General features: G+C 69.2%; 24 protein-coding genes. 13 read left to right on the forward strand and 11 right to left on the reverse strand.

The window, feature by feature from the left end; genetic code table 11:
• Positions 1-27 precede the first annotated feature (27 nt).
• Positions 28-1248 (reverse strand): MFS transporter, encoded by a 1221-nt coding sequence (locus tag CVV72_RS36230; protein WP_219148691.1) that lies wholly within the window; start codon positions 1246-1248, stop codon positions 28-30.
• Entirely contained in the window at positions 1245-1763 is a 519-nt protein-coding gene (locus tag CVV72_RS36235; RefSeq protein ID WP_219148692.1) for a transcriptional regulator, read from the reverse strand. Before CVV72_RS36235 ends, CVV72_RS36230 begins: the two co-directional genes overlap by 4 nt.
• Before the next feature lie 143 nt (positions 1764-1906).
• Here CVV72_RS36235 and CVV72_RS36240 point away from each other — a divergent pair, with 143 nt between their 5' ends.
• Positions 1907-2845: an aldo/keto reductase gene (locus CVV72_RS36240; protein ID WP_255632374.1), complete on the forward strand. Its 939-nt coding sequence runs from the start codon at positions 1907-1909 to the stop codon at positions 2843-2845.
• Here CVV72_RS36240 and pqqB read toward each other — a convergent pair.
• From pqqB to pqqA, 5 genes are all read right to left on the reverse strand, one after another.
• Positions 2842-3699, reverse strand: a complete 858-nt coding sequence (pqqB, locus tag CVV72_RS36245; RefSeq protein ID WP_219148694.1) for a pyrroloquinoline quinone biosynthesis protein PqqB — start codon at positions 3697-3699, stop codon at positions 2842-2844. The genes CVV72_RS36240 and pqqB overlap by 4 nt on opposite strands.
• A complete protein-coding gene (gene pqqE, locus CVV72_RS36250; protein ID WP_219148695.1) occupies positions 3696-4778 on the reverse strand; it encodes a pyrroloquinoline quinone biosynthesis protein PqqE in 1083 nt (360 codons plus the stop codon). Before pqqE ends, pqqB begins: the two co-directional genes overlap by 4 nt.
• A complete protein-coding gene (gene pqqD, locus CVV72_RS36255; RefSeq protein ID WP_219148696.1) occupies positions 4769-5041 on the reverse strand; it encodes a pyrroloquinoline quinone biosynthesis peptide chaperone PqqD in 273 nt (90 codons plus the stop codon). Before pqqD ends, pqqE begins: the two co-directional genes overlap by 10 nt.
• Positions 5041-5724 carry a pyrroloquinoline-quinone synthase PqqC gene (gene pqqC / locus CVV72_RS36260; RefSeq protein ID WP_219148697.1) on the reverse strand — a complete coding sequence of 228 codons (684 nt, stop codon included), beginning with the start codon at positions 5722-5724 and terminating at the stop codon, positions 5041-5043. The genes pqqD and pqqC overlap by 1 nt, the downstream gene beginning before the upstream one ends.
• An 83-nt stretch (positions 5725-5807) precedes the next feature.
• A complete protein-coding gene (gene pqqA / locus CVV72_RS36265; RefSeq protein ID WP_126735666.1) occupies positions 5808-5915 on the reverse strand; it encodes a pyrroloquinoline quinone precursor peptide PqqA in 108 nt (35 codons plus the stop codon).
• Positions 5916-6209: 294 nt separating this feature from the next.
• Here pqqA and CVV72_RS36270 point away from each other — a divergent pair, with 294 nt between their 5' ends.
• Positions 6210-7193, forward strand: a complete 984-nt coding sequence (locus CVV72_RS36270) for a sorbosone dehydrogenase family protein (RefSeq protein ID WP_219148698.1) — start codon at positions 6210-6212, stop codon at positions 7191-7193.
• A gap of 11 nt (positions 7194-7204) precedes the next feature.
• Here CVV72_RS36270 and CVV72_RS36275 read toward each other — a convergent pair whose 3' ends face one another.
• The gene (locus CVV72_RS36275) at positions 7205-8611 is read right to left on the reverse strand and encodes a wax ester/triacylglycerol synthase family O-acyltransferase (protein ID WP_219148699.1); all 1407 of its coding nucleotides are present in this window, start codon (positions 8609-8611) and stop codon (positions 7205-7207) included.
• A 95-nt stretch (positions 8612-8706) separates the two neighbouring features.
• Here CVV72_RS36275 and CVV72_RS36280 point away from each other — a divergent pair, with 95 nt between their 5' ends.
• From CVV72_RS36280 to CVV72_RS36320, 9 genes are all read left to right on the forward strand, one after another.
• The gene (locus tag CVV72_RS36280; RefSeq protein WP_219148700.1) at positions 8707-9720 is read left to right on the forward strand and encodes a glutathione S-transferase family protein; all 1014 of its coding nucleotides are present in this window, start codon (positions 8707-8709) and stop codon (positions 9718-9720) included.
• On the forward strand, positions 9704-10861 hold the full coding sequence (locus tag CVV72_RS36285) for an FAD-binding oxidoreductase (protein WP_219148701.1): 1158 nt from the start codon (positions 9704-9706) through the stop codon (positions 10859-10861). The genes CVV72_RS36280 and CVV72_RS36285 overlap by 17 nt, the downstream gene beginning before the upstream one ends.
• Positions 10854-11477 carry a pyridoxamine 5'-phosphate oxidase family protein gene (locus CVV72_RS36290; protein WP_219148702.1) on the forward strand — a complete coding sequence of 208 codons (624 nt, stop codon included), beginning with the start codon at positions 10854-10856 and terminating at the stop codon, positions 11475-11477. Before CVV72_RS36285 ends, CVV72_RS36290 begins: the two co-directional genes overlap by 8 nt.
• Before the next feature lie 109 nt (positions 11478-11586).
• The gene (locus CVV72_RS36295) at positions 11587-13218 is read left to right on the forward strand and encodes a thiamine pyrophosphate-binding protein (protein ID WP_219148703.1); all 1632 of its coding nucleotides are present in this window, start codon (positions 11587-11589) and stop codon (positions 13216-13218) included.
• Positions 13215-15275 (forward strand): hydantoinase/oxoprolinase family protein, encoded by a 2061-nt coding sequence (locus CVV72_RS36300; protein ID WP_219148705.1) that lies wholly within the window; start codon positions 13215-13217, stop codon positions 15273-15275. Before CVV72_RS36295 ends, CVV72_RS36300 begins: the two co-directional genes overlap by 4 nt.
• Complete coding sequence (locus CVV72_RS36305) at positions 15272-16981, forward strand: hydantoinase B/oxoprolinase family protein (RefSeq protein WP_219148707.1); 1710 nt, start codon at positions 15272-15274, stop codon at positions 16979-16981. Before CVV72_RS36300 ends, CVV72_RS36305 begins: the two co-directional genes overlap by 4 nt.
• A 2-nt stretch (positions 16982-16983) precedes the next feature.
• Positions 16984-17769: an SDR family NAD(P)-dependent oxidoreductase gene (locus tag CVV72_RS36310; protein WP_219148709.1), complete on the forward strand. Its 786-nt coding sequence runs from the start codon at positions 16984-16986 to the stop codon at positions 17767-17769.
• Between the two features lie 4 nt (positions 17770-17773).
• Positions 17774-18469, forward strand: coding sequence for a GntR family transcriptional regulator (locus CVV72_RS36315; protein ID WP_219148711.1), 696 nt, complete (start codon positions 17774-17776; stop codon positions 18467-18469).
• Positions 18470-18741: 272 nt separating this feature from the next.
• On the forward strand, positions 18742-20013 hold the full coding sequence (locus tag CVV72_RS36320; protein WP_219148714.1) for an aspartate aminotransferase family protein: 1272 nt from the start codon (positions 18742-18744) through the stop codon (positions 20011-20013).
• 6 nt (positions 20014-20019) lie between these two features.
• On the opposite strand, the gene CVV72_RS36325 is transcribed toward CVV72_RS36320, so the two are convergent.
• Positions 20020-21024 (reverse strand): GlxA family transcriptional regulator, encoded by a 1005-nt coding sequence (locus CVV72_RS36325; RefSeq protein WP_219148716.1) that lies wholly within the window; start codon positions 21022-21024, stop codon positions 20020-20022.
• 83 nt (positions 21025-21107) lie between these two features.
• Between CVV72_RS36325 and CVV72_RS36330 the strand changes: the two genes are divergently transcribed.
• Together CVV72_RS36330 and CVV72_RS36335 are read left to right on the forward strand one after the other, a co-directional pair.
• Positions 21108-21983, forward strand: a complete 876-nt coding sequence (locus CVV72_RS36330; protein ID WP_219148718.1) for an NAD(P)-dependent oxidoreductase — start codon at positions 21108-21110, stop codon at positions 21981-21983.
• Positions 21980-22468, forward strand: coding sequence for a pyridoxamine 5'-phosphate oxidase family protein (locus CVV72_RS36335; RefSeq protein WP_219148720.1), 489 nt, complete (start codon positions 21980-21982; stop codon positions 22466-22468). The genes CVV72_RS36330 and CVV72_RS36335 overlap by 4 nt, the downstream gene beginning before the upstream one ends.
• Before the next feature lie 154 nt (positions 22469-22622).
• Here the strand turns inward: CVV72_RS36335 and CVV72_RS36340 are convergent, their stop codons facing one another.
• A complete protein-coding gene (locus CVV72_RS36340) occupies positions 22623-23045 on the reverse strand; it encodes a VOC family protein (protein ID WP_219148722.1) in 423 nt (140 codons plus the stop codon).
• Entirely contained in the window at positions 23024-23218 is a 195-nt protein-coding gene (locus CVV72_RS36345; RefSeq protein WP_020631236.1) for a hypothetical protein, read from the reverse strand. Before CVV72_RS36345 ends, CVV72_RS36340 begins: the two co-directional genes overlap by 22 nt.
• Positions 23219-23264: the final 46 nt, after the last annotated feature.

Here is a 23264-nt window from a genome sequence, read left to right on the forward strand (position 1 = left end):
TTTGCTACCACTTTCGGGGGCGGGGGATCAGGGCTGCGCGGCGTGGGACTTCCGGACGAGCCCGCGCACTTGGCCGCTGCACAGCGCGAGAGCGGTGGCCGCTACGACCAGCGCGGCGCACGCGAGCAGTGTCGTGCTGACCCCGAAGTGCTGCGCGGCGGGTCCGGCCGCCATCTGTCCGAGCGGCAGGGCGATGAAGGAACCGAGCATGTCGTAGGAGTAGACGCGCGCGAGTTTGTCCTCGGGCACGTTCTCCTGCAGCGAGACGTCCCACGCGACCACGAACTGCTCGATCGCCAGCCCGGAGACGAACATGGCCGCCAGCAGCAGCGGCAGCAAGGGAGCCTGGCCGAGGAGGATCAGCGGCGGCGCTTCGAAGAGGATCACCGCGACGCCGACGAACAGTGCGCGGCGCGGCTGCCATCGGGCCACGAGGATCCCGCCGACGAGCGAGCCGATCGTCTGCGCGGCGAGGGCGAATCCCCAGCCGGAGCGTCCGAAAGTGCTGTCGGCGACGACGGGGCCGAGCACCGCGATCCCGCCCGCGATGACGGCGTTCACCACCATGAACTGCACGACCACGACCCACACCCACGTGCGCGACCGGAACTCGTGCCAGCCTTCGACGAGTTCCGCCAGCGGGCGGCTGCCGGGGATCCGTTCCCGGCGGCTGAGGCGGATGCACCGGTAGGACAGGGCGGAGCCGAGGAACAGCAGCGCGTTCCCGCCGAGCGCCCAGCCGGGGCCGACCGCGGTGACCAGGATGCCGCCGAGCCCGGCGCCGGCGATCCGGCCGGAGTTCGACAACAGCCTCGCCAGCGCGTTGGCCTGCGCGAGGAGGGTGGCGGGCACCGTCAGCGGGGTGAGCGACGCCGACGCGGGGGCGGAGATCGCGGCCACCGCGCCGTTGACCACGCTCAGGCCGACCAGCAGCGGGATCGACGCGAATCCGCAAAGGACACTCGCCGCGATGACCGCCTGGGTCACCGTGGCGGCGATTTCGGTGCCTTGCAGGATCACCGACCGCGGTAGCCGGTCCGCCAGCACCCCGCCGAACAGCAGCAGGACCACGCTCGCCACGGATCGCGCGCCGACGACGATGCCGATGTCGACGGCCGAACCGGTCAGGTCGATCACCGCGAACGCGAGCGCGAGCGGGGCGACGGCGTTGCCGAACTCCCCGAACGTGCGGCCGCCGATCAGCCAGCGGAAGTTGTGATGGCGCAGTGGTTCGCGCAGGGACGTCACCGTCGCCTCATTTCGAACAGCGAGACCGTCGCGCTGACCGGGATCGTGCCCCGGGTGCGGGGCGGTTTCGCGGCGGAGTGCAGGAGGTCGCTCAGTTCGCGAGCGTGTTCGAGCGCCTTCTTCCAGGTCTCGCGGTCGACCCACATCTCCGCGTCGCTCGTCGACCCCGGCTTGCCGGGAACGCGGAATTCGCTGCGGCGCTTGAGTTCTTCGGCCATCGTCGCGATGAGAAGCTGTTCTTCCCGCGGATTCGCCGACGTGAACCGCGATCCGGACTCCGGATCGTGCCGGTAGCGTTTCGCCAGGCCGCCCCGGATCCGGACCTCCTCGGCGACGTCCAGCAGGCCGGCTTCGTGCAACCGTCGCAGGTGATAGCTGACATTCGCTTGTGTCTCACCGAGTTCGCGCGCGGCTTCGGCCGCGCTCATCGCGACACCGGTCAAAAGCGACAGAATGCGCAGCCGTACGGGATGGGCGAGGACACGCAACCCGTCGAGGCCGGGGGACTCGGACATGAGCCGAGTATCGGCTGCCGGGACGCCAACCGTCAAACAGTTATTTGGGGGTTTCATTGGCCGGGAGATCCGGTGCGGTGATCCGATGTCTGTGCTCTGCTGGAGGGATGCGTACGACGACATTGGGCAGGAGCGGCCTCGAGGTGTCGAGGATCGCTTTCGGCACTTGGCAACTCGGCGGGGACTGGGGTTCGTTCGACGAGGACGCGGCGATCGCGGCGATCCATCACGCCCGCGAACTCGGCGTGAACTTCTTCGACACCGCACAGGCCTACGGGTTCGGGAAGTCCGAAGCGATGCTGGGGAAGGCGCTGCGTGAAGGACTCAAGCGCGACCGCGACAGCCTCGTCATCGCCACGAAGGGCGGCATCAAGCCGCGTTCCGAACGGCCGCGCGACTCGCGGCGCGAGTGGCTGGCCCAGGGCATCGAGGACAGCCTCCGCTTTCTCGGCGTCGACCACATCGACCTCTACCAGATCCACTGGCCTGACCCCAGCACTCCGGCCGAGGAGACGGCGGGGATCCTTCAGGAGTTCGTCGACGCGGGGAAGATCCGGCACGTCGGTGTCTCGAACTACGACGCCGCGGGGCTGGCCGCCTTCGACAGGATCCGGCCCGTGGAAACCCTGCAGCCGCCGTATCACCTGCTCCGCCGCGACATCGAAACCGACCCTCTCCCGTACGCGCGCGAGAACGACATCGGCGTGCTCGTGTACAGCCCGCTGGGCAGCGGACTGCTGACCGGATCCTTCACGCCGGAGACGACGTTCGAGAAGAGCGACTGGCGGTCACGATCGTCGGCGTTCACCGGCGAGACCTTCCGGCACAATCTCGCCGTCGTCGACCGGCTCAAGGAATTCGCGGCGGGCAAGGGAATCTCCGTCAGTCAACTGGCGATCGCGTGGACGCTCGCCCAGCCGGGTGTGCACGTCGCGATCGTGGGCGCGCGGAAGGCGGCCAACATCGAGGCCAGTCTCGCCGCCGCCGGCATCGACCTGACCACGGACGATCTCGCGGAGATCGATCGGCTCACCGCCGACGCCGTTCTCGTGTCGGGCGCGAGCCCCGAAGGTGTCGCCTAAAGCTTGAATTCGGTACCGTCCAAGGGAAGCGAGGCGCCGCCGTTCAGTACGGCGGCGTGTTCGGGCGACGCGGGATCGAGCACCGGGTTCGTGTTGTTCAGGTGGGTGTACGCCCACCGAGGGCCGGGCCGGAGCTTCGCCAGGCTGCCGGTGATCGGAAGATGACCCATAGCCAGCTGAGCGCCGGCTTCGGCCGCGGCGGCGTCCGACATCTCATCCGGCGCGTGGAAGGTCCCGTCCAGCAGTACCAGTCCGGCATCGCGGGTGAAGTCGTCGAATCCGTCCGGCCAGCTCTTCAAACAAGGCGCGTAAACGAAAACGCCGCCGGTCCGGACGTCTTCGATCCGGTACGCCACCACCCATGGACCGTCCTCAGTGGACGAACGGGCGTACTTCGGCCGCTTGTCGCTCACGGGAAGCACGCTCACCCGCAGCCCGTCGATGGCGACCTTCGACGACGGCAGCCAGTCCCAGCCGCCGTATCCGTCGATGATCGACCGCGCGGGGAACTGCTCGGACAAGGCGCCGAGCACGGCGTCCGGTGCCCACACGGGCAGGCCGCCCGCTTCCCGCAGAAGAAGCAGGCCGAGTGAATGGTCGAGTTCGGCGTCGGTCAGCAGCACTCCGCGCAGCGGGATCTCCCTCGGCCCCGGCCCGGCGCGCAGCGGTGGGGTGGCGAGGATCTGCGCGCGGATGTCCGGTGACACGTTGAGCAGGTACCAGCCCTCGCCGTCCGCGCTCACCGCCACGCAGTCCTGTGTCCGCGGCGGCGCGTCCGACACGCACAGGGCGCAGGCGCAGTTCCACTGCGGGAAACCGCCGCCCGCCGCGGTGCCGAGCAGGATCACCCTCATCGTGCCGTCCGCATCACGAGTTCGTCCGTTTTCGCCTGTGTGGCGAGGATGAGGTCGACGACCTTTCGATGCGGGGAACGTGAGCACACCGGATCCGTCGCCGACGCGTCACCGGTGAGCTGGAACGCCTGGCAGCGGCAGCCGCCGAAGTCGATCGCGCGCCGTTCGCAGGTGCCGCAGGTGTCCGGCATCCAGTCCTCGCCGCGGTAGGCGTTGAAGGAACCGGATTCGTACCAGATCCACGCCAGCGGCTTGTCCCGCACGTTGTCGAATGCCAGCGTCTCGATCGCCGCCGAGGCGGGACACGGCAGCACGTTCCCGTCCGGCGCCACGGTCAGTTGCCGCGCGCCCCAGCCGTACATGCACGGTTTCGGGTACTTCTCGTAGTAGTCGGCGACGACGTAGATGATCTCCATGCGGCCACGAAGGCGTTCGGTGGCCGCGCGCACGATCGGCTCGGCCTCGTCGAGCTGGCGCCGGGTCGGCATCAGGGCGTCACGGTTGCGCAGGGCCCAGCCGTAGTACTGCGTGTTGGCCAGTTCGAGCCGGTCCGCGCCCATTTCCTCGGCCAGGTCGATGATCCCGGCGAGCTGATCGTGGTTCTGCCGGTGCAGGACGACGTTCACCGAAAGCGGCAGTCCGGCCTTCTTGATCAGTGCGGCGGCGACCAGCTTATGGTCGTGTGCCCGCGCTCCGGCGAGCCGGTCCGCGCGTTCGGCGGTCGCGCCCTGGACGGACAGCTGGATATGCGCGATGCCGCGCTCGACGAGATCGTCCAATCTGGACTCCGTCAGTCCGAGCCCGGACGTCACCAGATTGACGTAGCACCCCAGTTTCGTGGCGTGTTCGACCAGGATGGGCAGATCCGGCCTGGCGAGCGGTTCGCCGCCGGACATGTGCACCTGGAGCACGCCGAGTTCCCGCGCCTGGGTGAGCACGGACCGCCATTCCTCTGTGGACAGTTCGCCGTCACGGGCGATCAGCTCGACCGGATTCGAGCAATACGGGCAATGCAGCGGGCAGCGATGGGTCAGCTCGGCCAGCATGCCCAGTGGCGGCGCCGCGGTTTTCAGGTCCATTCGACGATCCGCCGTTCTCCCAGCCGGGACAGGACGTCCAGGATCTCTTCCTCGCGCACACCGGTGTAGCGTTCGCGCAACGCCGAAGCGATTCCCGCCACGTCCACGACGCCGTCGCAGAGGGAAAGCACGGCCGCGGCGGTCGGATTCGGGACGAGCACACCCTCGGGGAACAGGAGGACGTGCGTTTCCCTGGTCTGGTCGTAACTCAGCCGGACTCCGCGCCGCAGCCGCGGCACCGAGCCCGGTTCGAGGACGGTCATCACTGCTCCTTGGCCGCGGCGCGCTCGATGGCGTCGAGCATCGACCAGAGCACGTCGGTCTTGAACGACAGCGCGGCGATCGCCTTCTCCTGCTGCTCGCGGGTGACGGCGTGCCGCACGACGATGTCGAGCGTCCCCTTGCCCTCACCGGACACCTTGTCGATGCGATTCGTGAAATAGGCCAGATCCTCCGGCGCGATCCACGAATAGTTCGCCAGCATGTCGGCGACTCGCCGCTGCATGAGATGGCCGGCGAACATTTCGGTCAGCCCCGAGGCGACCGCTTCGAGCCAGGGTTTCGTGCGGGCGAAATTCACGTAGGCGTCGACGGCGAACCGGACGCCGGGGGCGACGTGCCGCTGATCGAGAACCTCTTCGCGGTCGAGCCCGACCGCGGCGCACAACCGGAGCCATCGCTCGATTCCGCCGTCTCCGGCCTTCGTCCCGTCGTGGTAGACGATGCGGTCGAGCCATTCCCGGCGGATCTCCGGCAACGGGCAGTTGCTGATGATCGCCGCGTCCTTCTGCGGGAGAACGCACTGGTAGTACCAGCGATTCGCGGCCCAGATCTTCAGCTCGCGCGCGGACAGGTCGCCTTCGTGCATCCGCACGTGGAACGGGTGGGTGCCCCAATAGCGGTCCGAAAGCCCGCGCAACGCCGCGATGAACTCCGACGACGACATGAGGGACACCGTGCAGCCTCCGGGTGTTCGCTGATCGGGACGGCGGCGGTGGTGGGGGACGGCCCCCACCACCGGATGCGGATTCAGTCCTCCATGCGGGCCGCGTAGGCGGTGACCTCCATGGGGGTCTCGTACTCGACGAAGTCGGGGGTGGTCCATTCCTCGATCATTTCCGCTCCTAACGTCCACATGGGATCGAACAGGGCCGAGCCACCGTCACCCTAGAAGCGCGTCGCCGATTCTGACCAGACGTAAGGACCGACTTCCGGCGGTATTTTGTAAAGTTTCCTACCTATGGCCGATCGACCGGGGCGGGCCGTCACGCTCGGCGCACACAACGGTTAACGGCCGGTGGGTCCGATAGCCCGTCCAGTGGTGTCCGTTTCGTTCCGTTGTGTGTTTCTATCCAACTCGACGGGTGCACCCCGACCACCCGCCTACCGCCGCCATCCGAGCTCCAGGGGTGTAGCTGAAGGAGGCGTCCCATGTCCTTACGTCGTACTCTCGCCGTCACGTTCGCCGCGGCGACGGCCGTGTCGATCGCGGCCGTCCCGGCGGCCGCCGAAGCGCCGTCGATCCAGGCGATCAGACAGCTCGCGAGCGGCCTCAACCAAGCCTGGTCGATCGATTTCCTGCCCGACGGCACCGGTGTCTTCACGCAGAAGGACGCCAGGACGATCAGCAAGATCGACAAGGCGGGCAAGGTCACCACGGTCCAGACCGTCCCCGGGGTGAGCGTCACCGCGGAGGCCGGTCTGCTCGGCATCGCCGTCTCGCCGAATTACGCCACCGACGAGACGGTCTTCATCTACTACACGACCAGTTCCGACAACCGCATCGCCAAGCTGAAGCTGGGCCAGGCACCGACGCCGATCGTCACCGGCATCCCGCGCGGTTCGCAGTACCACCACGGCGGGCGGATCAGGTTCGGCCCGGACGGCTACCTCTACGCGGGTACCGGCGACGGCCAGAACGGCGCCAACGCGCAGAACAAGAACTCGCTCGGCGGCAAGGTCCTGCGGGTCACCACCGACGGCGCGGCCGCGCCCGGCAACCCGTTCAACAGCCGCGTCTACTCCTACGGCCACCGCAACGTCCAGGGCCTGACCTGGGCGAACGGCCAGCTGTACGTTTCCGACATCGGCGCCAACCGGCTCGACGAGCTGAACAAGATCGAGCCCGGCAAGAACTACGGCTGGCCGACCTGCGAGGGCCCGTGCAACACGGCCGGGATGACCAACCCGGTCAAGTCCTGGCCGACGTCCTCGGCGACGCCGAGCGGGCTCGCGGCCTACAAGGGCTCGCTGTACATGGCTTCGCTGAAGGGCGGCACGTACAAGCTCGACCTGAACGGCAACGGCGGCAAGCTCTGGACCAACCTCGGCCGCACTCGCGACGCGACCGCCGGCCCGGACGGCCAGCTGTACACGATCACCCCTGGCGCCATCTACGTCTCCGACGGCAGCTGACCCCGGCGCGTTCAGTCCTCTGGATACAGCCGTCCAGAGGACTGGACGCGGGGCGGGGAGACCGCGTGTTCGAGTTCGGCGAGCGCGGTGTCCAGGTGGGTCAGGATGCGCTGCAGATGCGGCACGCTCCGGCGGCAGCCGGTGATGCCGAAGTCCAGGTTGTCCCCGTTGCTGGTCAGCGTGATGTTCAGCGCCTGCCCGTCCAGCAGTACCGACGCCGGGTAGATGCCGTCGAGCGCCGCGCCGTTCCAGTACATCTGCTTGCGCGGCCCCGGCACGTTGGAGATCACCAGGTTGAACGGCGGTTTCGTGTTGTTCACGAAACCCGGGATCGGGGACACGCCGAGCTGGGCGACGTTGATGCCCGACAGCAGCAGCGTCTGCAGCGGGGTCAGCTCCGAGAAGAGCTTCTTGCCGTTCCGCATGGACGCGTTGATCGTGGCCAGCCGGGCGGCCGGATCGGTCAGATGGGTGGCGAGGTTGCACAGCAGCGCGCCGATGTTGTTCCCCGACGCGTCCCCACTGTCCTTGCGCCGCAAGGAAACCGGGACCATCGCGGTCAGGGGCGCGTCGGGGAGCGCGTTCTGTTCCATCAGGTAGTCCCGCAGCGCGCCCGAGCACATCGCGAGGACGACGTCGTTGCGCGACACCCCGGCGGCGGTCGCCACCCTGCGCACGCGGTCCAGCGACCACGACTGCGCGGCGAACCGGCGGGCCCCGCCGATCGGAACGTTGAACATCGTCTTCGGCGCCTGTGACGGCAGCGTGAGCGTGTGCTCCTGGAACGCCTCCCGTGCCACCTTCATCGCGGCGGGCGCGATGCCGGCGAGCTGGTTCACCGTCTTGCCGAAGGTGCTGAACACCGAGGGCGACGCCTTGCCGTTGCGGGCGCCGTCCGGTTTGGCGCGGCGCCCCCACGGCGGCGGGCAGTCGAGGTCGAACGGGTCGTCCGACAGCGTGCCCTGAAGGTGCCGCAGTGCCGAGACGCCGTCCATCAGCGCGTGGTGGATCTTGCTGTAGATCGCGAACCGGCCGTCCTGCAGGCCCTCGACCAGGTGGATCTCCCACAGCGGACGGTGCCGGTCGAGCAGGGTGCTGTGCCAGCGGCCGGTCAGCTCCAGCAGCTCGCGGATCCGGCCGGGCTGGGGCAGCGCCGAATGCCGGAAGTGGTAGTCGAGTTCGAGATCGTTGTCGGTCGCCCACGCGACGTGCCCCGCGGTGTTGACCGGCCGGGCGGGACGGCGCCGGAACACCGAGCGCATGTTGTCGGACTCGAGCATGCTCTTGCGGATGTCACGCAGATAGTCGGGGCCCGCGCCCTCGGGTTTCTTGAACAGCTGCAGTCCGCCGACGTGCATCGGATGTTCGCGCGTTTCCACGAGAAGGAACATCGAATCGGTCACGGGCATGAACGGCATCGTCGGACCACCTTCCGCGCGGCGGCGTGCGAGCACGCCGGGTGCCAGAGTCTACGCACACCGAAACCACCTTCTCACGCTTTAGGGTGGCTCACATGACGATCCCGACCGATCCGCAGACGGGTGAGTTCCGTCGGTCCGCCAACCATTTCGACGCGCGTGTCACCGCCGACGGCCGCGACGGCTGGCCGGTGGAGGCGGGGAGATACCGGCTGGTGGTCAGCCGGGCCTGTCCCTGGGCCGGCCGCGCCCTGGTCGTCCGGCGGCTGCTCGGCCTCGAGTCCGCGCTGAGCGTGGCCGTGGCCGACCCGATCCAGGACGAGAAGAGCTGGCGGTTCACCCTCGATCCCGATGACCGGGATCCGGTGCTCGGCATCAAGTACCTGGCCGAGGCCTATCACGCGGCCGATCCGCACTACATGGGCGGGATCAGCGTTCCGGCCATTGTGGACATTCCGAGCAAACGGCTGGTGAGTAACGACTATCCGCGGATCACCCTAGATCTGTCCACCGAATGGACCAGCCTCCACCGGCCTGGCGCGCCCGACCTCTACCCAGAGCGACTTCGCGGCGAGATCGACGACGTCAACGTGGGCGTCCACGCGGATGTCAACGCCGCCGTCTACCAAGCCGGGTTCGCGACCAGACAGGCCGCGTACGAGGACGCTTACACCCGGCTCTTCGCCATGCTGGACGTGCTTTCCGAGCGGCTGGAAAAGCAGCGCTACCTCGTCGGTGACACGATCACCGAAGCGGACATCCGGTTGTTCACCACGCTCGTCCGCTTCGACGCCGTCTACCACGGGCACTTCAAGTGCAACCGGAACAAACTGACCGAAATGCCGGTGCTGTGGGCCTACGCCCGCGACCTCTTCCAAACGCCGGGCTTCGGTGACACCGTCGACTTCGACCACATCAAGCGGCACTACCACGCGGTGCACGAGCAGGTGAACCCGACGCGGATCGTCCCTTTGGGACCGGACCTGTCCGGCTGGACGACGCCGCACCACCGGGAGCAGCTGGGCGGGCGCCCGTTCGGCGACGGCACGCCGCCGGGACCGCCGCCCGAGGACGAACGGATCGGGGACCCGCATGGAGCCACTTCCTGAACGCGCCGACGTCGTCGTGATCGGCGGCGGCATCATCGGGGTCAGCTGCGCATACCGGCTGGCCGCCGCCGGGGTCTCGGTCCTGCTGCTCGAACGCGACATCCTGGGCGCGGGCTCGACGGCGAAGGCGGCGGGCGGGATCCGGTCCTCGTTCACCACCCGGGTCAACATCGAGATCGGGCTGCGCGGGCTGGCCGAGTACGCCTCCTTCGCCGAGACGTACGGGACGGAGATCGACTTCCGCCGCGACGGCTACCTGTACCTGGTCACCGACCCCGCGGACCTGCCCGAATTCGAACGCTGCGCAGAACTGCAGAACTCGTACGGCGTTCGCAGCCGTCTCGTCGAGCCCGCCGAAGCGCGGCGGCTCTCCCCGCTGATCGACACCGAGGGCGTCGTCGCGGCGCTGTGGTCGCCGGACGACGCCAAGGCGACCCCGGACTCCGCCGTCCAGGGTTACGCGCGGGCGGCCCGCGGGCAAGGTGCGGTGCTCAGGACCGGTGTCGAGGTGGTCGGGATCGAACGCGACGGCGACGAGATCACCGGCGTCCGGACCGGTGCCGGTTTCGTGCGGACGGAAGCGGTGGTCTGCGCGGCGGGCGCGTGGTCGGGCCGGATCGGGGAACTCGCCGGTGTCGACCTTCCGGTGCGGCCGTACCGGCGGCAGGTCGTGTTCACCGGCCCGGTCGCGGAGCTGCCCGGATCCGTGCCGCTGACCATCGAGATGCCGTCCGCCTTCTACTTCCATCGCGAGGGTCTCGGCCTGGCGATGTCCTTCTGCGACGGTGACGGCGACCCCGGCTTCGACACCCGCTATCAGCCGGGCGAGTGGCTGCCGAAACTCGCCGAGATCGCCGCGCGCCGGGTGCCCGCGGTGCTCGACGCGGGGATCCGCGGCGGCTGGGCCGGGCTGTACGAGGTCACCCCCGACCGCAACCAGATCGTGGGGGAAAGCGTCCACCTGTCGCGGTTCTTCTACGCCACCGGCTTTTCCGGGCACGGGTTCCAGATGGGCCCGGCGGTGGGGGAGCTCGTGCGGGACCTCTACCTGGGGCGGGTCCCGGCCATCGACATCAGCGGGCTCGACGTCCGCCGGTTCGCCGGCGACCGGGCCGTGACGAGGGAGCACAACATTGTCTGAGTTCGTCGAAGTCACCACCGAAGCCGAGCTGCGCGAGATCCTGCCGCCGCCGCTGGAACGGACCGCGAACAAGGCGCGCCCGAAGCTGCACGAGATGGACCGCCAGTGGCTCGCGGAGTCACCGTTCGTGCTGATCGCGACGTCGGCGGCCGACGGCACCTGCGACGTCTCGCCGAAGGGCGACCCGGCCGGGTTCACCCTGGTACTGGACGACACGCGGATCGCCATCCCGGAGCGCCCCGGCAACCGGCGCGCCGACGGGTTCCGCAACGTGCTGTCGAATCCGCACGTCGGGCTGATCTACCTGATCCCCGGCCGCGGCGACACGCTGCGGATCAACGGCCGCGCGCGGCTCGTGCGGGAGGCACCGTTCTTCGACGACATGGTCGTGAAGGGCAACCGGCCGAAGCTCGCGCTGGTCGTCGACATCGACGAGATCTTCCACCACTGCCAGAAGGCGTTCATGCGGTCGAAGCTGTGGTCGCCGGAGAGCTGGGCGCCCGGCGCGCTGCCGTCGCGGGCGGCGATCGCGAAGACCTTCGAACGGCCGGACGACAGCATGGCCGACCTGGAGGCTTACTACGCCCCTGCCGCCTACTCGGCCGGTCTGTACTGAAGCCAGTTGCGCGTGAAGGCCCCCTTCCCTCGGCTCAGCCGAGGGAAGGGGGCCTTCACGCGCAGTGATTGGTTGCTGGATCGTTGAACGATCTGGCACTATCGGCGGGGTGCCTGCACCCACCGGAGCCCAGCATCTCGCCGACGCGCTGACCGCTCTGGGGACCGAAGTCGTCTTCGGTCTCCCCGGGGTGCACAACCTGCCGTTATGGGAGGCGCTGGCCGATACGGACATCCGGCTCGTCGGGGTCCGGCACGAGCAGACGGCGGGGTACGCCGCCGACGGGTACGCCCGCGCGACGGGGAAGCTCGGCGTCGCGCTGGTGACCACGGGGCCCGGAGCGGCGAACACGCTCGCCGCCGTCGGCGAGGCCATGGCGTCGGCGGCGCCGGTGCTGATCATCGCCACCGACATCCCGTCCACGCTGCGGCGGCCGGGCGTGGTCCGCGGCGTGCTGCACGAGACGTCGGACCAGCAGGCGATGTTCGCGCCGGTCACCAAGGCAGGCTTCACCGTCACGAGCGCCGACCAGGTCGCCGCCACCCTCCACCGCGCGGCCCGGCTCGCGCTCCAGCCGCAGAGCGGGCCGGTGTACCTCGGCATCCCCGCCGACTTCCTGTCGGAGCGGACACCCGCGCGCCGCCCGCCGCGGTCGCACGCCCGGCCGTCCGAGATCCCGGACCTCACCGAGGCCGAGGCGCTCCTGGCCACCGCCGACCGGCCGCTGATCTGGGCGGGCGGTGGCGCGCTGCGCGCCGAGGCGGGTGAGGCGATCGGGAAGCTCGCCGAACGGCTGGCCGCGCCGGTGCTCACCACGTTCGGCGCTCGCGGGCTCCTGCCGGTCGATCATCCCTGTCTCGCCCCGAATCCGGTGCACGCGCCCGAGGTCGGCGCGCTGTGGGACGAGGCCGACGTCGTCCTCGCGATCGGCACCGACTTCGACGGGCTGATGACCCAGAACTGGCTGATGCCGCAGCCGAAGAAGCTCATCGCGATCAACGTCGACCCGGACGACGCGGCCAAGAACTACCCGCCGGACATCACCCTGGTCGGCGACGCCCGGGTGCTCGTCGAGGCGCTGAAAGTCGAGGAACGGGCGGGTATCGCGGCACTCGTCGGCAGGCTCGCCAAGGTCTCCGCCCGGGTCCGGCGGCGGATCAAGGAGGAGGAACCGCAGGCGGCGGATCTGCTGTCCACTTTGGACGAGGTGCTGCCGCAGGACGCGGTCGTGGTCGCGGACATGTGCGTGGCCGGGTACTGGATCGGCGGGTTCCATCGCGTCCGCGCGCCCCGCAAGCTCGCGTACCCGATGGGCTGGGGCACCCTCGGCTACGGTTTCCCCGCCGCGCTCGGCGCGAGCGCCGCGGGCGTCGGCCGCGCGATCTGCGTCAGCGGTGACGGCGGTTTCCTGTTCGGCTGCGGCGATCTGCACACGCTCGCGCAGGAACAGCTGCCGGTCACGGTGATCCTCGTCGACGACGGCGGCTACGGGATGCTCCGCTACGACCAGGATCGCGCGGGGCTGCCACGCCGGGGGGTGGACTGGGACAGTCCTGATTTCGTCGGCCTGGCGAGGGCTTTCGGCGTACACGCGGACCGTGTTTCCGGATTCGGGCGCGCGTTCCGGCGGCTGCTCGGCGAATTCGTCGAGTCCGACGAGCCCAACGTGCTGGTCGTGCGCGCGAAGATGGCTCCGCCGCTCAACACCTCGCCGCGCTGGTACCGCAAGGAATCCCCGTGACCGGGCTCCGGGTCGGCGTGGACATCGGCGGCACGTTCACCGATCTCTGCGTACTCGACGAGACCGGTATCGTGGCGGTCGGCAAGGTGCTGACCACGCACGACGAACCCGCCCGGGCGGTCGAAGAAGGCCTCCAGAGGACACTCGCGGACGCCGGGCTGGACGTGGGCGACGTCGAGCAGTTCGTGCACGGTACGACACTGGTCACGAACGCGCTGATCGAACGCAAGGGAGCACGCACCGCCCTGCTGGCGACGGCCGGTTTCCGCGACGTGCTGGAGATGCGGCGCGAGCACCGGTACGAACTGTACGATCTGCTCATCGAATTGCCGGCGCCACTGGTGCCACGGCACCTGCGGTTCGACGTCCCTGAACGGATCCTCGCCGACGGTACCGTCCACACAGGACTGGACGAGGAGTACGTCGCGCGGCTCGGCCGGGAGCTCGACGCCCGGGGGATCGACGCGGTGGCGATCTGTTTCCTGCACGCCTTCACGAATCCCGCGCACGAAAGGCGGGCGGCCGAGGTGCTGCGGGAGGTCGCGCCCCGGTTGCGGGTCGCGCTCTCCAGCGAGGTCGTCCCCGAGATCCGCGAGTTCGAACGCATGTCGACCACGGTCGGCTGCGTCTACGTCCAGGACCTCACCGAACGTTACCTGCGTGACCTGGAAAGACGCCTGCACGAGGCCGGGGTGCGGCCGTCACCGCACATCATGCTGTCCAACGGCGGGATCGCGACCGTCGACACCGCCGCGCGCTACCCGATCCGCATCCTCGAATCCGGGCCGGCCGGCGGGGCGCTGGCCGCGTCCGCGATCGGGTCCGCGGCGGGGATCGACGATCTGCTGGCCTTCGACATGGGCGGCACGACGGCGAAATTGTGCCTGATCTCCGATGGCGCGCCGCTGGTGACGCACGAGTTCGAAGTGGACCGGAAGTACCGGCTGCTGCCGGGATCCGGGCTGCCGGTCAAGGTACCGGTCACGGACATGATCGAGATCGGCGTCGGCGGCGGTTCGATCGCGCGGATCGACGCGCTCGGGCTGCTCACCGTCGGTCCGGATTCGGCGGGGTCCGAGCCCGGCCCGGTCTGTTACGGCCGAGGTGGCACCGAGCCGACCGTGACGGACGCCGACCTCGTGCTCGGCTATCTGGATCCGGGGTATTTCCTCGGGGGCGGAATGACTCTGGATCTCGACGGCGCGCGCGAGGCGATCCGCTCGAAGATCGCCGGGCCGCTCGGCGTCAGCGTCGAAGAGGCCGCTTGGGGCATCCACACCAGTGTCAACGAGGACATGGCCAACGCCGCCCGGGTCCACGCCGTCGAGCGGGGCAAAGATCCGGCGAAGCTGCCGATGTTCACTTTCGGCGGCGCCGGTCCGGTGCACGGCGTCGGGGTGGCGCGGGCGCTCGGCGCGCCCGAGGTGGTCGCGCCGCCGGCCGCCGGGGTGCTCAGCGCGGCGGGATTCCTCACCGCGCCACTGGCTTTCGACTTCGTGCGTTCGGCGCGCTCCGCGGTGCTCGACCTTTCCCAGGACCAGGTCGGCGCCCTGTTCGGAGAGATGGAGGCCGAGGGCGCGGAACTGCTGGAGAAGTCCGGCGTGGACGGTGCGGCGGTGACGCACCGCCGGATCGCCGAGATGCGGTACGCCGGGCAGGGCTACGAGATCCGGGTGCCGGTCGAGGGCGGGGACTGGCCGGGTTCGCTGATCGACGCGTTCACCGAGACCTATCGGACGCTGTATCGGCGGACCGGGCCGGATGTCGCGATCGAGGTGCTGAACTGGCGTGTCGTCTCCAGCGGCCCGGCGCCCGAGGTCACGCTGAAACTCGCGGGCACCGAGGCCGAGGGCGACGCGCGCAAAGGGAGCCGTCCCGCGTACTTCCCCGCCGAAGGTGGCTTTGCCGACACGGCGGTGTTCGACAGGTACCGGCTCAAGCCGGGTGATCGCGTCGAGGGTCCGGCCATCGTGGAGGAGCGGGAGTCCACTGTGGTCGTTCCACCGGGGGCGCGCTGTGTCGTCCGCGAAGACGCCGGCCTGGTGGTGACGGTATGAGCGTCGACCCGATCCTGGTGGGGGTGCTGGGAAACCGGCTGCACTCCATCCTGGCCGAACAGCAGAACGCGCTCGTCAACACGGCGTTCTCGTCCGTGGTGCGGGAATCGCTCGACCTCGCCTGCGCGGTGTTCGACTCCCGCGGTGAGATGATCGGCCAGTCCGTCGGCGGGACGCCCGGCCACATCAACGCGATGGCCACCGGGATGCACCATTTCGTCGCCGCGTACCCGCCGGAGGCGCTGGAACCCGGCGACGTCCTGCTCACCAACGACCCCTGGCAGACGGCCGGGCAGATCAACGACATCACCGTCGCGACGCCGGTGTTCCTGCGGGGACGGCTGGTCGCGTGGTTCGCCTCCTGCTGCCACGCCCCGGACATCGGCGGGCGCCTGGTCTCCGCCGAGGCCAGTGAGGTCTTCGAGGAGGGCCTGCGCCTGCCGATCATGAAGTTCCTCCGCGCGGGCGAGGTCAACGCGGACCTCGAACTGCTGATCCGCGCGAACGTCCGGACCCCGGAGGAGACCATCGGAGACCTGTACGCGCAGGTCACCGGGAACGAGGTCGGAGCCGCCGGCCTGGTGCGGCTGCTGGAGGAGTTCGGCCTCGATTCGCTCGACGACGTCGCCGCGGAGATCATGAACCGCTCCGAGCGGGCGCTGCGCGACGCGCTGGCGAAACTGCCGGACGGCCGATACACCAGCGAGCTGGTGACCGACGGATTCGACGACGAAGAGGTCGTCCTCAAGGTCGCCGTGACCATCGAAGGCGAGGACATCCACCTCGATTTCGCCGGTTCGTCGCCGCAGAGCCGCCGCGGGATCAACGTCGTCCTGAACTACACCAGGGCGTACGCGTCGTTCGCGGTCAAGGCCGCCATTTCGCCGGAGGTGCCGCACAACGCGGGTTCGTTCAGGCCGGTGCACGTCACCGCGCCGGAAGGCTCGGTGCTCAACTGCAGGCCGCCCGCGCCGGTCGCGTCGCGGCACCTGATCGGGCACTTCCTGCCTTCACTGCTGATCACCGCCCTGCACGAAGCCCTGCCCGGCAACGCCTTGGCGCACAGCGCGGACGCGTTGTGGATGACGATCTGGCGCGGCACCGACGCCGAGGGCCGGGAATTCATGCTCAACGTCTTCCAGACCGGCGGGATCGGCGCGAGGTCCACAAAGGACGGACTGAACACCACCGGGTTCCCGAGCGGCCTGCGGTCCACGCCGACCGAGGTCATCGAGACCATGGCGCCGGTGATCCAGCGTGAACGTGTGCTGCGCACGGATTCCGGCGGCGCCGGGCGGTGGCGCGGCGGCCTCGGCCAGCGCACCACCATGGCCGCTCGCGGCGAGATCTCGTGGAGTGTCAACGGGAACGTCGACCGGGTACACCGACCGGCGTCCGGTGTGGACTCGGGACACGACGGCGCGGTCGGCCGGTTCGAGTCGGCCCGCGGTCCCTTGCCGCCGAAGAGCCGGGTGAACCTGCGGCCGGACGACGTGGTGAACGTGATCCTCCCGGGCGGCGGAGGTTACGGCGACCCCCATGAGCGCGATCCGGACGCCGTGCTCGCCGACGTCGTCGACGGCTACGTCTCGGTGGAAGCGGCGCGCGAACTGTACGGCGTCGAAGTCACCTATCACGGAGAACCCGGGGCGCTGGTGCGCCTTCCGGAGGACTACACAGCGGTTTCGTCGAGAGGGAAGAGATGAGCATGGGTCGGCTGGCCGGCAAGGTCGCGGTGGTCTTCGGCGGCGCGAGGGGTATCGGCCTCGCCACCGTGAAGGAGTTCGTCGCCGAGGGCGCGACCGTGTTCTCCAGTGACATCCGTGAACCCGCGGAAGCCGTCGAAGGTGCCCGTCACTCCCTTGTGGACGCCACCGACGAAGGACAGGTCGACGCGTTCGTGCGCGGTGTGGCCGCCGAGACCGGCCGGATCGACGTGCTGTTCAACAACGTCGGCATCCACCTCGGGAAACCGCTGGTGGACACCACGCTTGCGGAGTTCGACAACATCTTCGCGCTGAATGTGCGCGCGGCCTTCCTCGGTACGCGGGCGGTGCTGCCGCACATGATCGCGAACAAGGCGGGCAGCATCGTCACGACGTCGTCCAACGGCGGGGTGATGGGCCGCCCCGGCGACCCGGTGTACAACGCCACCAAGCACGCGCTGGTCGGCCTGACGAAGTCGATCGCCGTCGCGCACGCGCATCAGGGCATCCGGGCGAACACGGTCAACCCGGGCGCGATCGACACGGACATGCTGCGCGGCACACTCGCCTCTCCGGATGACTTCGAAGCCAAGCAACACCAGCTGACCGCGAGCACACCGGCGGCGCGGGTCGGCGAGGCGTGGGAGGTCGCGAAAGCGGTGGTCTTCCTGGCCAGTGACGAATCCCGGTTCGTCAACGGGGTCGCCCTCCCGATCGACGGCGCCAAGGCGGCCGGCGCCATGCCGGGCAACCGGTACAGTCTCGACTTCGAACTCGGTGTCAGGTAGCGCCATGTCCACATCTGCCGCAGAGGAGACACTGGCCAGCGACAGACCCTTGCTCGAACGGAGCGGAACGGCGGAACGGGTCGCCGAGATCCTGCGCCAGCGCATCACCGAAGGCGTCTTCCCGCCGGGGTCGAGGCTTTCGGAACCGTCGATCAGCGCCGCGCTGGGCGTCTCGCGCAACACCCTGCGCGAGTCCTTCCAACTTCTGGCGCACGAACGGCTCGCGGTGCACGAACTCAACCGCGGCGTGTTCGTGCGGGAGCTGACGGCGCAGGACATCTCGGATCTCTACGTGATGAGGCGGGTCACCGAATGCGGTGCGCTGCGCCGCGCGGCCGAACTCTCCACTGTGGACCTTTCGGCGATCTCGGACGCGGTGCGGGACGGCCGTGCCGCGGCCGACGAAGGCGACTGGCAAGCCGTCGGGACCGCGAGCATCGCGTTCCACCAGGCGGTGGGCGACCTGGCGGGGAGCGAGCGGGTCAGCACGACGATGCGCCAGGTGCTGGCGGAGACGCGGCTCTTCTTCGTGCTGGCGGAGAACACCCGCGCGTTCTTCGAGCCGTTCTTGGAACGGCACGAGCGGATCCTGCGGGATCTGGAGCGAGAGCGGTTCGGGCCCGCTGAGACGGCGCTGGAGAAGTACCTGCGGGATGCGGAGAAGCAGCTTCTGGCGGCTTACGACCGTCGGGAGTCGTGAGGCGCTTCGGGCGTGATGCGAAAGCCACTTTCGCAACGTTGAAGGTTGCGAAAGTGGCTTTCGCAACGTCAGCGGTCTGCCCAGGTGGTCCGGGCGCGTGTCGCGAAAGCCACTTTCGAGACGTGTGATGTCCCGAAAGTGGCTTTCGCGACACGAACGGCGACGGGGCCGACAGACCGGACAGATCCGAAGCGCGAACTGTGCACGATGGAGTGTTCGCGTTCCGGCCGGATCCGGGTGAGGATGGGGGCACGAGCACGAGGAGGAAGATCATGGTTTCGTCGGCGTCCGCGCGCAATCCGCTGTGGCACCCCTTCGCGGACATGGGAGCGGTCGACGGCGACCGGCTCGTCATCACCAGCGGCGAGGGTTCCTACGTCTGGGACGACGAGGGCAGGCGGTACTTCGACGCGACGGCATCGCTCTGGTACGCGAACTTCGGGCACGGGCGCGAGGAGATCGCGCAGGCCGTCGCGGACCAGTTGCGGACGCTCGATTCGTACAACCTGTTCGGCTACAACGCCAACGAGCCCGCGCTGAAGCTCGCCGAGCGGGTCTCCGCGCTGGCCCCCGAACCGGGTTCGAAGGTGTTCTTCGGTTCGGGCGGCGGTGACGTCGTCGACACCGCGGTCAAGATCGCCCGTTCGTATTTCGCGCACACCGGGCGCCCGGAGAAGGTGCACGTCATCGGCCGGGTGCAGGGCTACCACGGCACCCACGGTTTCGGCACGGCCGTCGGCGGTATCGCGGCCAACGCGGCGGGTTTCGGGCCGCTGCCGGGCGACATCTCGCACGTGCCCTACGACAGTGCCGAAGCGCTCGAAGCGGAGATCCTGCGGGTCGGCCCGGAGCGGGTCGCGGCGTTCTTCTGCGAACCGGTGATCGGCGCGGGCGGCGTGCTGCTTCCCCTGGACGGATACATCGAGCGGGTCGCCGAGATCTGCCGCGAGCACCACGTGCTGTTCGTCGCGGACTGTGTGATCGCCGCGTTCGGGCGGCTGGGTACCTGGTTCGGGATCGATCGGTGGGCCGTGAAACCGGACATGATCACGACCGCGAAAGGCATCACCGGCGGTACGATCCCGCTCGGCGCGCTGATCGTCGCGCCGAGGGTGGCCGAGCCGTTCTTCACCGGCGCGCCGGGTGCGCCGGTGCTGCGGCACGGCGCGACCTACGCCGGGCATCCGGTCGCGTGCGCCGCGGGGAACGCGACGCTGGACATCTACGAGCGCGACGGGCTCATCCCGCGCGGGCGGGAACTGGAGAAGCCGCTGGCGGACGCGCTTTCCGGGCTCGCTTCGCATCCGTTGGTGGCGGAGGTCCGGGCCGGGCTGGGCTTCCTCGGCGCGGTCGAGCTGAAGGCCGAAGTCGTCGAGGCGAACCCCGGCGCGGCGAACCGGCTGCAGCGGCTGGCGCGGGACGAGGGCGTCCTCGTACGGAACCTGGCCAAGGGGATCGCGGTGTCACCGCCGTTGATCGCCGGTGAAACCGAGCTCGAGCTGCTCGCGACGGCTTTGCCGCGTGCGCTGGACAAGCTCCCCTAGCCGCCGTCATCCCGCGGCGGCGGTCACCTGCGGCTGCCGTGGAAAGGCGTTCCGGTAGGCGCCCGGTGAGACACCGACCTGTTTGAGGAAGTGGTGGCGCAGGTTGTTCGCGGTGCCGAGACCGCTGAGCTCCGCGACCCTCTCCACCGGGAGGGCGGTCGATTCCAGCAGGCTCTGTGCCCGGGAAAGCCGCTGGGTCAGCAGCCACTGGAGCGGTGTCGTGCCGGTCGCCTGCTGGAGGCGCCGGTAGAAGGTCCGGCGGCTCATCATGGCGCGCCGGGCGAGGTCTTCGATCGTCAACGGCCGGTCGAGATGTGCCCTCGCCCAGTCGAGTACCGGCGCCAGCCCCTGATCGTCGGTGGCGGGAACGGAAAGATCGATGAACTGGGCCTGTCCGCCCGGCCGGTGCGCGGGCACGACCATCCGGCGGGCCAGCTGGTTGGCCACATGCGCCCCGAGGTCGCGCCGGACCAGATGCAGGCACAGGTCGAGGCCGGCGGTCATCCCGGCGCTGGTGAGCACGTCACCGTCGTCCACGTAGAGCACGGAGTCGTCGACCTCGATCTCAGGGAACCGCTCGGCCAGCTGTGCGGTGTGCATCCAGTGCGAGGTCGCCCGGCGGCCGTCGAGCAGCCCGGCCTCGGCGAGCGCGAAGGCGCCGGAGCACAGGGAGACCATCCGCGCGCCCGCGTCGTGGGCGCGCCGTAACGCGCTGATCAGCTCGGGCGAGACCGGCGCACCCTCGCTGAGGACCTCGTCCGGTACCGACGACACGATGACCGTCCCGGCGCCGACGATGTCGTCGAGCCGGTACGGGGTGCGCAGCGCGAACCCGGGAGTCGCTTCCGAGGCGCGGTCACCGGTCCCGCACAGCCGCAGGTCGTACCAGGGATCGGCGAGATCGGGCTGGGGCATCCCGAAGACGGTGGCGGGGATGCTCACCTCGTACAGATCCCAGAAGGCGATCCCGATCTCCTCGGGGACGACCAGGGCGACCGAACCAGCGCTCATGCCCACAGCCTATGGCACGAATTTGGTGCTTCCGGTCATCAGTGTCACTGGCAGCGGGAAGTGACCGCCACGAGGCTGGTCACATGAGTACGACACCTGAGCGAGTGGCCGTGATCGGCCTCGGCAACCTGGGCCATGCGCTGGCTGAAACCTTCTTGCGCCAAGGGATTTCCACGACCGTATGGAACCGCGACGCCGCCAAGGCGGACGCGCTCGTCGCGGCCGGCGCGACGACGGCGACGACTGCCGCGGAGGCGATCGCGGCGAGCGACCTCGTGCTCGTCGCGCTGCTCGATGCCGGCGTCACCCGGCAGGTCCTGACGACGGCGGGCGATGCCGTCGCCGGGCGCGCGCTGGTCAACGTCACTTCCGGCGGGCCGGAGGACGCACGGGAACTGGCCACCTGGGCGGCCGAACGCGGCGCGCAGTACCTGCACGGAGCCGTCTACGCGGTGCCGCAGACGATCGGCACCGCCGGATCGTCGATCAGCTACAGCGGTGACCAGGCTGTTCACCGGCGTTGGGAGGCGAAGCTGGATCTGTTGGGTAGAGGCACTTTCCTCGGCGCCGACGCCGGTCTCGCGTCGGGCTACGACGTCGCCATCCTGGCCGGGATGTACGGCATGATCGGCGGTTTCCTGCACGCCACGGCGATGGCGTCGGCGGCCGGGGTGCGCGCCACCGAGCTGACGCCGATGCTGCTTTCCTGGCTGGCGGACTCGTTCCCGGCGTTGACCACCTTCGCCGAGGAGATCGACCGCGGCGGATACGCCGGTGGCGAGTCCAGCCTGGCCATGAACCAGGCGGGGCTGAGCACGATCATCCGGGCCAGCCGGGAGCTGGCCGTTCCGGCGGACACCCTGCTCCCGATCAAGGACCTGATCGACCGGCAGATCGAGGCCGGACACGGCGCGGCCAGCCTCTCGCGCGCCGTCGAATCCTTCCGGAGTGCCGCATGAGCACGACGACCCGGGACTTCGGTGAGCTGGAAGCCGAGTTCGACAGCTACGTCGGAGCCATCAACTACGCCACGATGGTGACCGTCGATGCCGAGAACCGCCCGCGCACCCGGGTGCTCATCCCGGTGTGGGAGAAGGTCGACGGTCTTCCGCTCGGCTGGCTGGCGACCTTTCGGACACCGGTGAAGGCGGCCCATCTCGAGGGCAACCCGCACACCACATTCTCTTACTGGACACCGGGGAACAACTCGGTGGCGGTCGACGCGGTGGCCGTCTGGGACAACGAGCCCTCGGTCAAGGAGCATGTGTGGGACCTGTATCGCAAGACCAGCCCGCGCGGCGCCGGCTACCCTCTCGGCAATTTCTGGCAGGCCCCGTCGGATCCGCGGCTGCATGTGCTGCGCCTGACGCCGTGGCGGATCCAGGTGATCCGCGGCGCCGACCTGCGCAGCCGGATCTGGCGGAACCCGGAGCACCGAAAGTGACGGGCCTCGTGAGTGGTAAAGACGGTTCTAACCGTCTTTACCACTCACGAGGCCTTGACGCGCACGAGGGCCGCGCGCTCGGTCATGAAGGGCACAGCCGACGGGACCAGGTCCCTTCATGACACCCCCAGTGGCGGGCCCTCGCAGGCCCGCCTCAGGTGAGGCAGAGTTCGTTGCCCTCCGGGTCCGCGATGGTGATCCACTCCGCGGGCCCTTGCTTGCCGCGGTGCAGGAACGTCGCACCGCGCGCGGTCAGCCGCTCGAGCTCGGCCTCGATCTTGCCCGCCCCCACACGGATGTCGAGGTGCAGCCGGTTCTTGACCGTCTTTCCCTCGGGTACCAGCTGGAAGAGGAACCGCTGCCCGGTCTCCGGGTGGACGATCGCCGCACCGTCCTTCCACACCAGGACACCGTTGTGCGTGGTCGTCGCTTCCTCGGAGGCGTACCCCTTGGCGATCATCTCGCGGATGAACTCCTCGTTGCTCTCCTCGACCCGCCATCCGAGCATCTCCGCCCACCAGCCCGCGAGGTCGTGCGGATGAGCGGAGTCGACGGTCACCTGGAAGTCATACGCCATACCGGCACATTAACGACCCGCCCCGACAATTCCGGGCGGTCATGCCCGCTGACCACGGTGAACCGCCATTTGTCGACCCCGCCGCCGATGATCTCGGCGTAGCGCCGGGCGCCGTCCGCGTTGGCGAAGCGCACTTGCTGCCCGTTGGTGAGATGGGTGATCTTGACCGCCATCCGTGCCTCCCTGAAGTCCGGTGCCGGCCCGCGGAGCTTCCCCCTC

This window comes from Amycolatopsis sp. TNS106, assembly GCF_019330265.1.
Taxonomy (GTDB): Bacteria; Actinomycetota; Actinomycetes; order Mycobacteriales; family Pseudonocardiaceae; genus Amycolatopsis; species Amycolatopsis lurida.

Bases quoted from the DNA above. Each gene is read 5' to 3' on its own strand.
- CVV72_RS36235 (WP_219148692.1), bottom strand. From the start codon at position 1,763: ATGTCCGAGTCCCCCGGCCTCGACGGGTTGCGTGTCCTCGCCCATCCC.
- pqqB (WP_219148694.1), bottom strand. From the start codon at position 3,699: ATGAGGGTGATCCTGCTCGGCACCGCGGCGGGCGGCGGTTTCCCGCAG.
- pqqE (WP_219148695.1), bottom strand. From the start codon at position 4,778: ATGGACCTGAAAACCGCGGCGCCGCCACTGGGCATGCTGGCCGAGCTG.
- pqqD (WP_219148696.1), bottom strand. From the start codon at position 5,041: ATGACCGTCCTCGAACCGGGCTCGGTGCCGCGGCTGCGGCGCGGAGTC.
- pqqC (WP_219148697.1), bottom strand. From the start codon at position 5,724: ATGTCGTCGTCGGAGTTCATCGCGGCGTTGCGCGGGCTTTCGGACCGC.
- pqqA (WP_126735666.1), bottom strand. From the start codon at position 5,915: ATGTGGACGTTAGGAGCGGAAATGATCGAGGAATGGACCACCCCCGAC.
- CVV72_RS36270 (WP_219148698.1), top strand. From the start codon at position 6,210: ATGTCCTTACGTCGTACTCTCGCCGTCACGTTCGCCGCGGCGACGGCC.
- CVV72_RS36275 (WP_219148699.1), bottom strand. From the start codon at position 8,611: ATGCCGTTCATGCCCGTGACCGATTCGATGTTCCTTCTCGTGGAAACG.
- CVV72_RS36280 (WP_219148700.1), top strand. From the start codon at position 8,707: ATGACGATCCCGACCGATCCGCAGACGGGTGAGTTCCGTCGGTCCGCC.
- CVV72_RS36285 (WP_219148701.1), top strand. From the start codon at position 9,704: ATGGAGCCACTTCCTGAACGCGCCGACGTCGTCGTGATCGGCGGCGGC.
- CVV72_RS36305 (WP_219148707.1), top strand. From the start codon at position 15,272: ATGAGCGTCGACCCGATCCTGGTGGGGGTGCTGGGAAACCGGCTGCAC.
- CVV72_RS36310 (WP_219148709.1), top strand. From the start codon at position 16,984: ATGGGTCGGCTGGCCGGCAAGGTCGCGGTGGTCTTCGGCGGCGCGAGG.
- CVV72_RS36315 (WP_219148711.1), top strand. From the start codon at position 17,774: ATGTCCACATCTGCCGCAGAGGAGACACTGGCCAGCGACAGACCCTTG.
- CVV72_RS36320 (WP_219148714.1), top strand. From the start codon at position 18,742: ATGGTTTCGTCGGCGTCCGCGCGCAATCCGCTGTGGCACCCCTTCGCG.
- CVV72_RS36325 (WP_219148716.1), bottom strand. From the start codon at position 21,024: ATGAGCGCTGGTTCGGTCGCCCTGGTCGTCCCCGAGGAGATCGGGATC.
- CVV72_RS36330 (WP_219148718.1), top strand. From the start codon at position 21,108: ATGAGTACGACACCTGAGCGAGTGGCCGTGATCGGCCTCGGCAACCTG.
- CVV72_RS36335 (WP_219148720.1), top strand. From the start codon at position 21,980: ATGAGCACGACGACCCGGGACTTCGGTGAGCTGGAAGCCGAGTTCGAC.
- CVV72_RS36340 (WP_219148722.1), bottom strand. From the start codon at position 23,045: ATGGCGTATGACTTCCAGGTGACCGTCGACTCCGCTCATCCGCACGAC.
- CVV72_RS36345 (WP_020631236.1), bottom strand. From the start codon at position 23,218: ATGGCGGTCAAGATCACCCATCTCACCAACGGGCAGCAAGTGCGCTTC.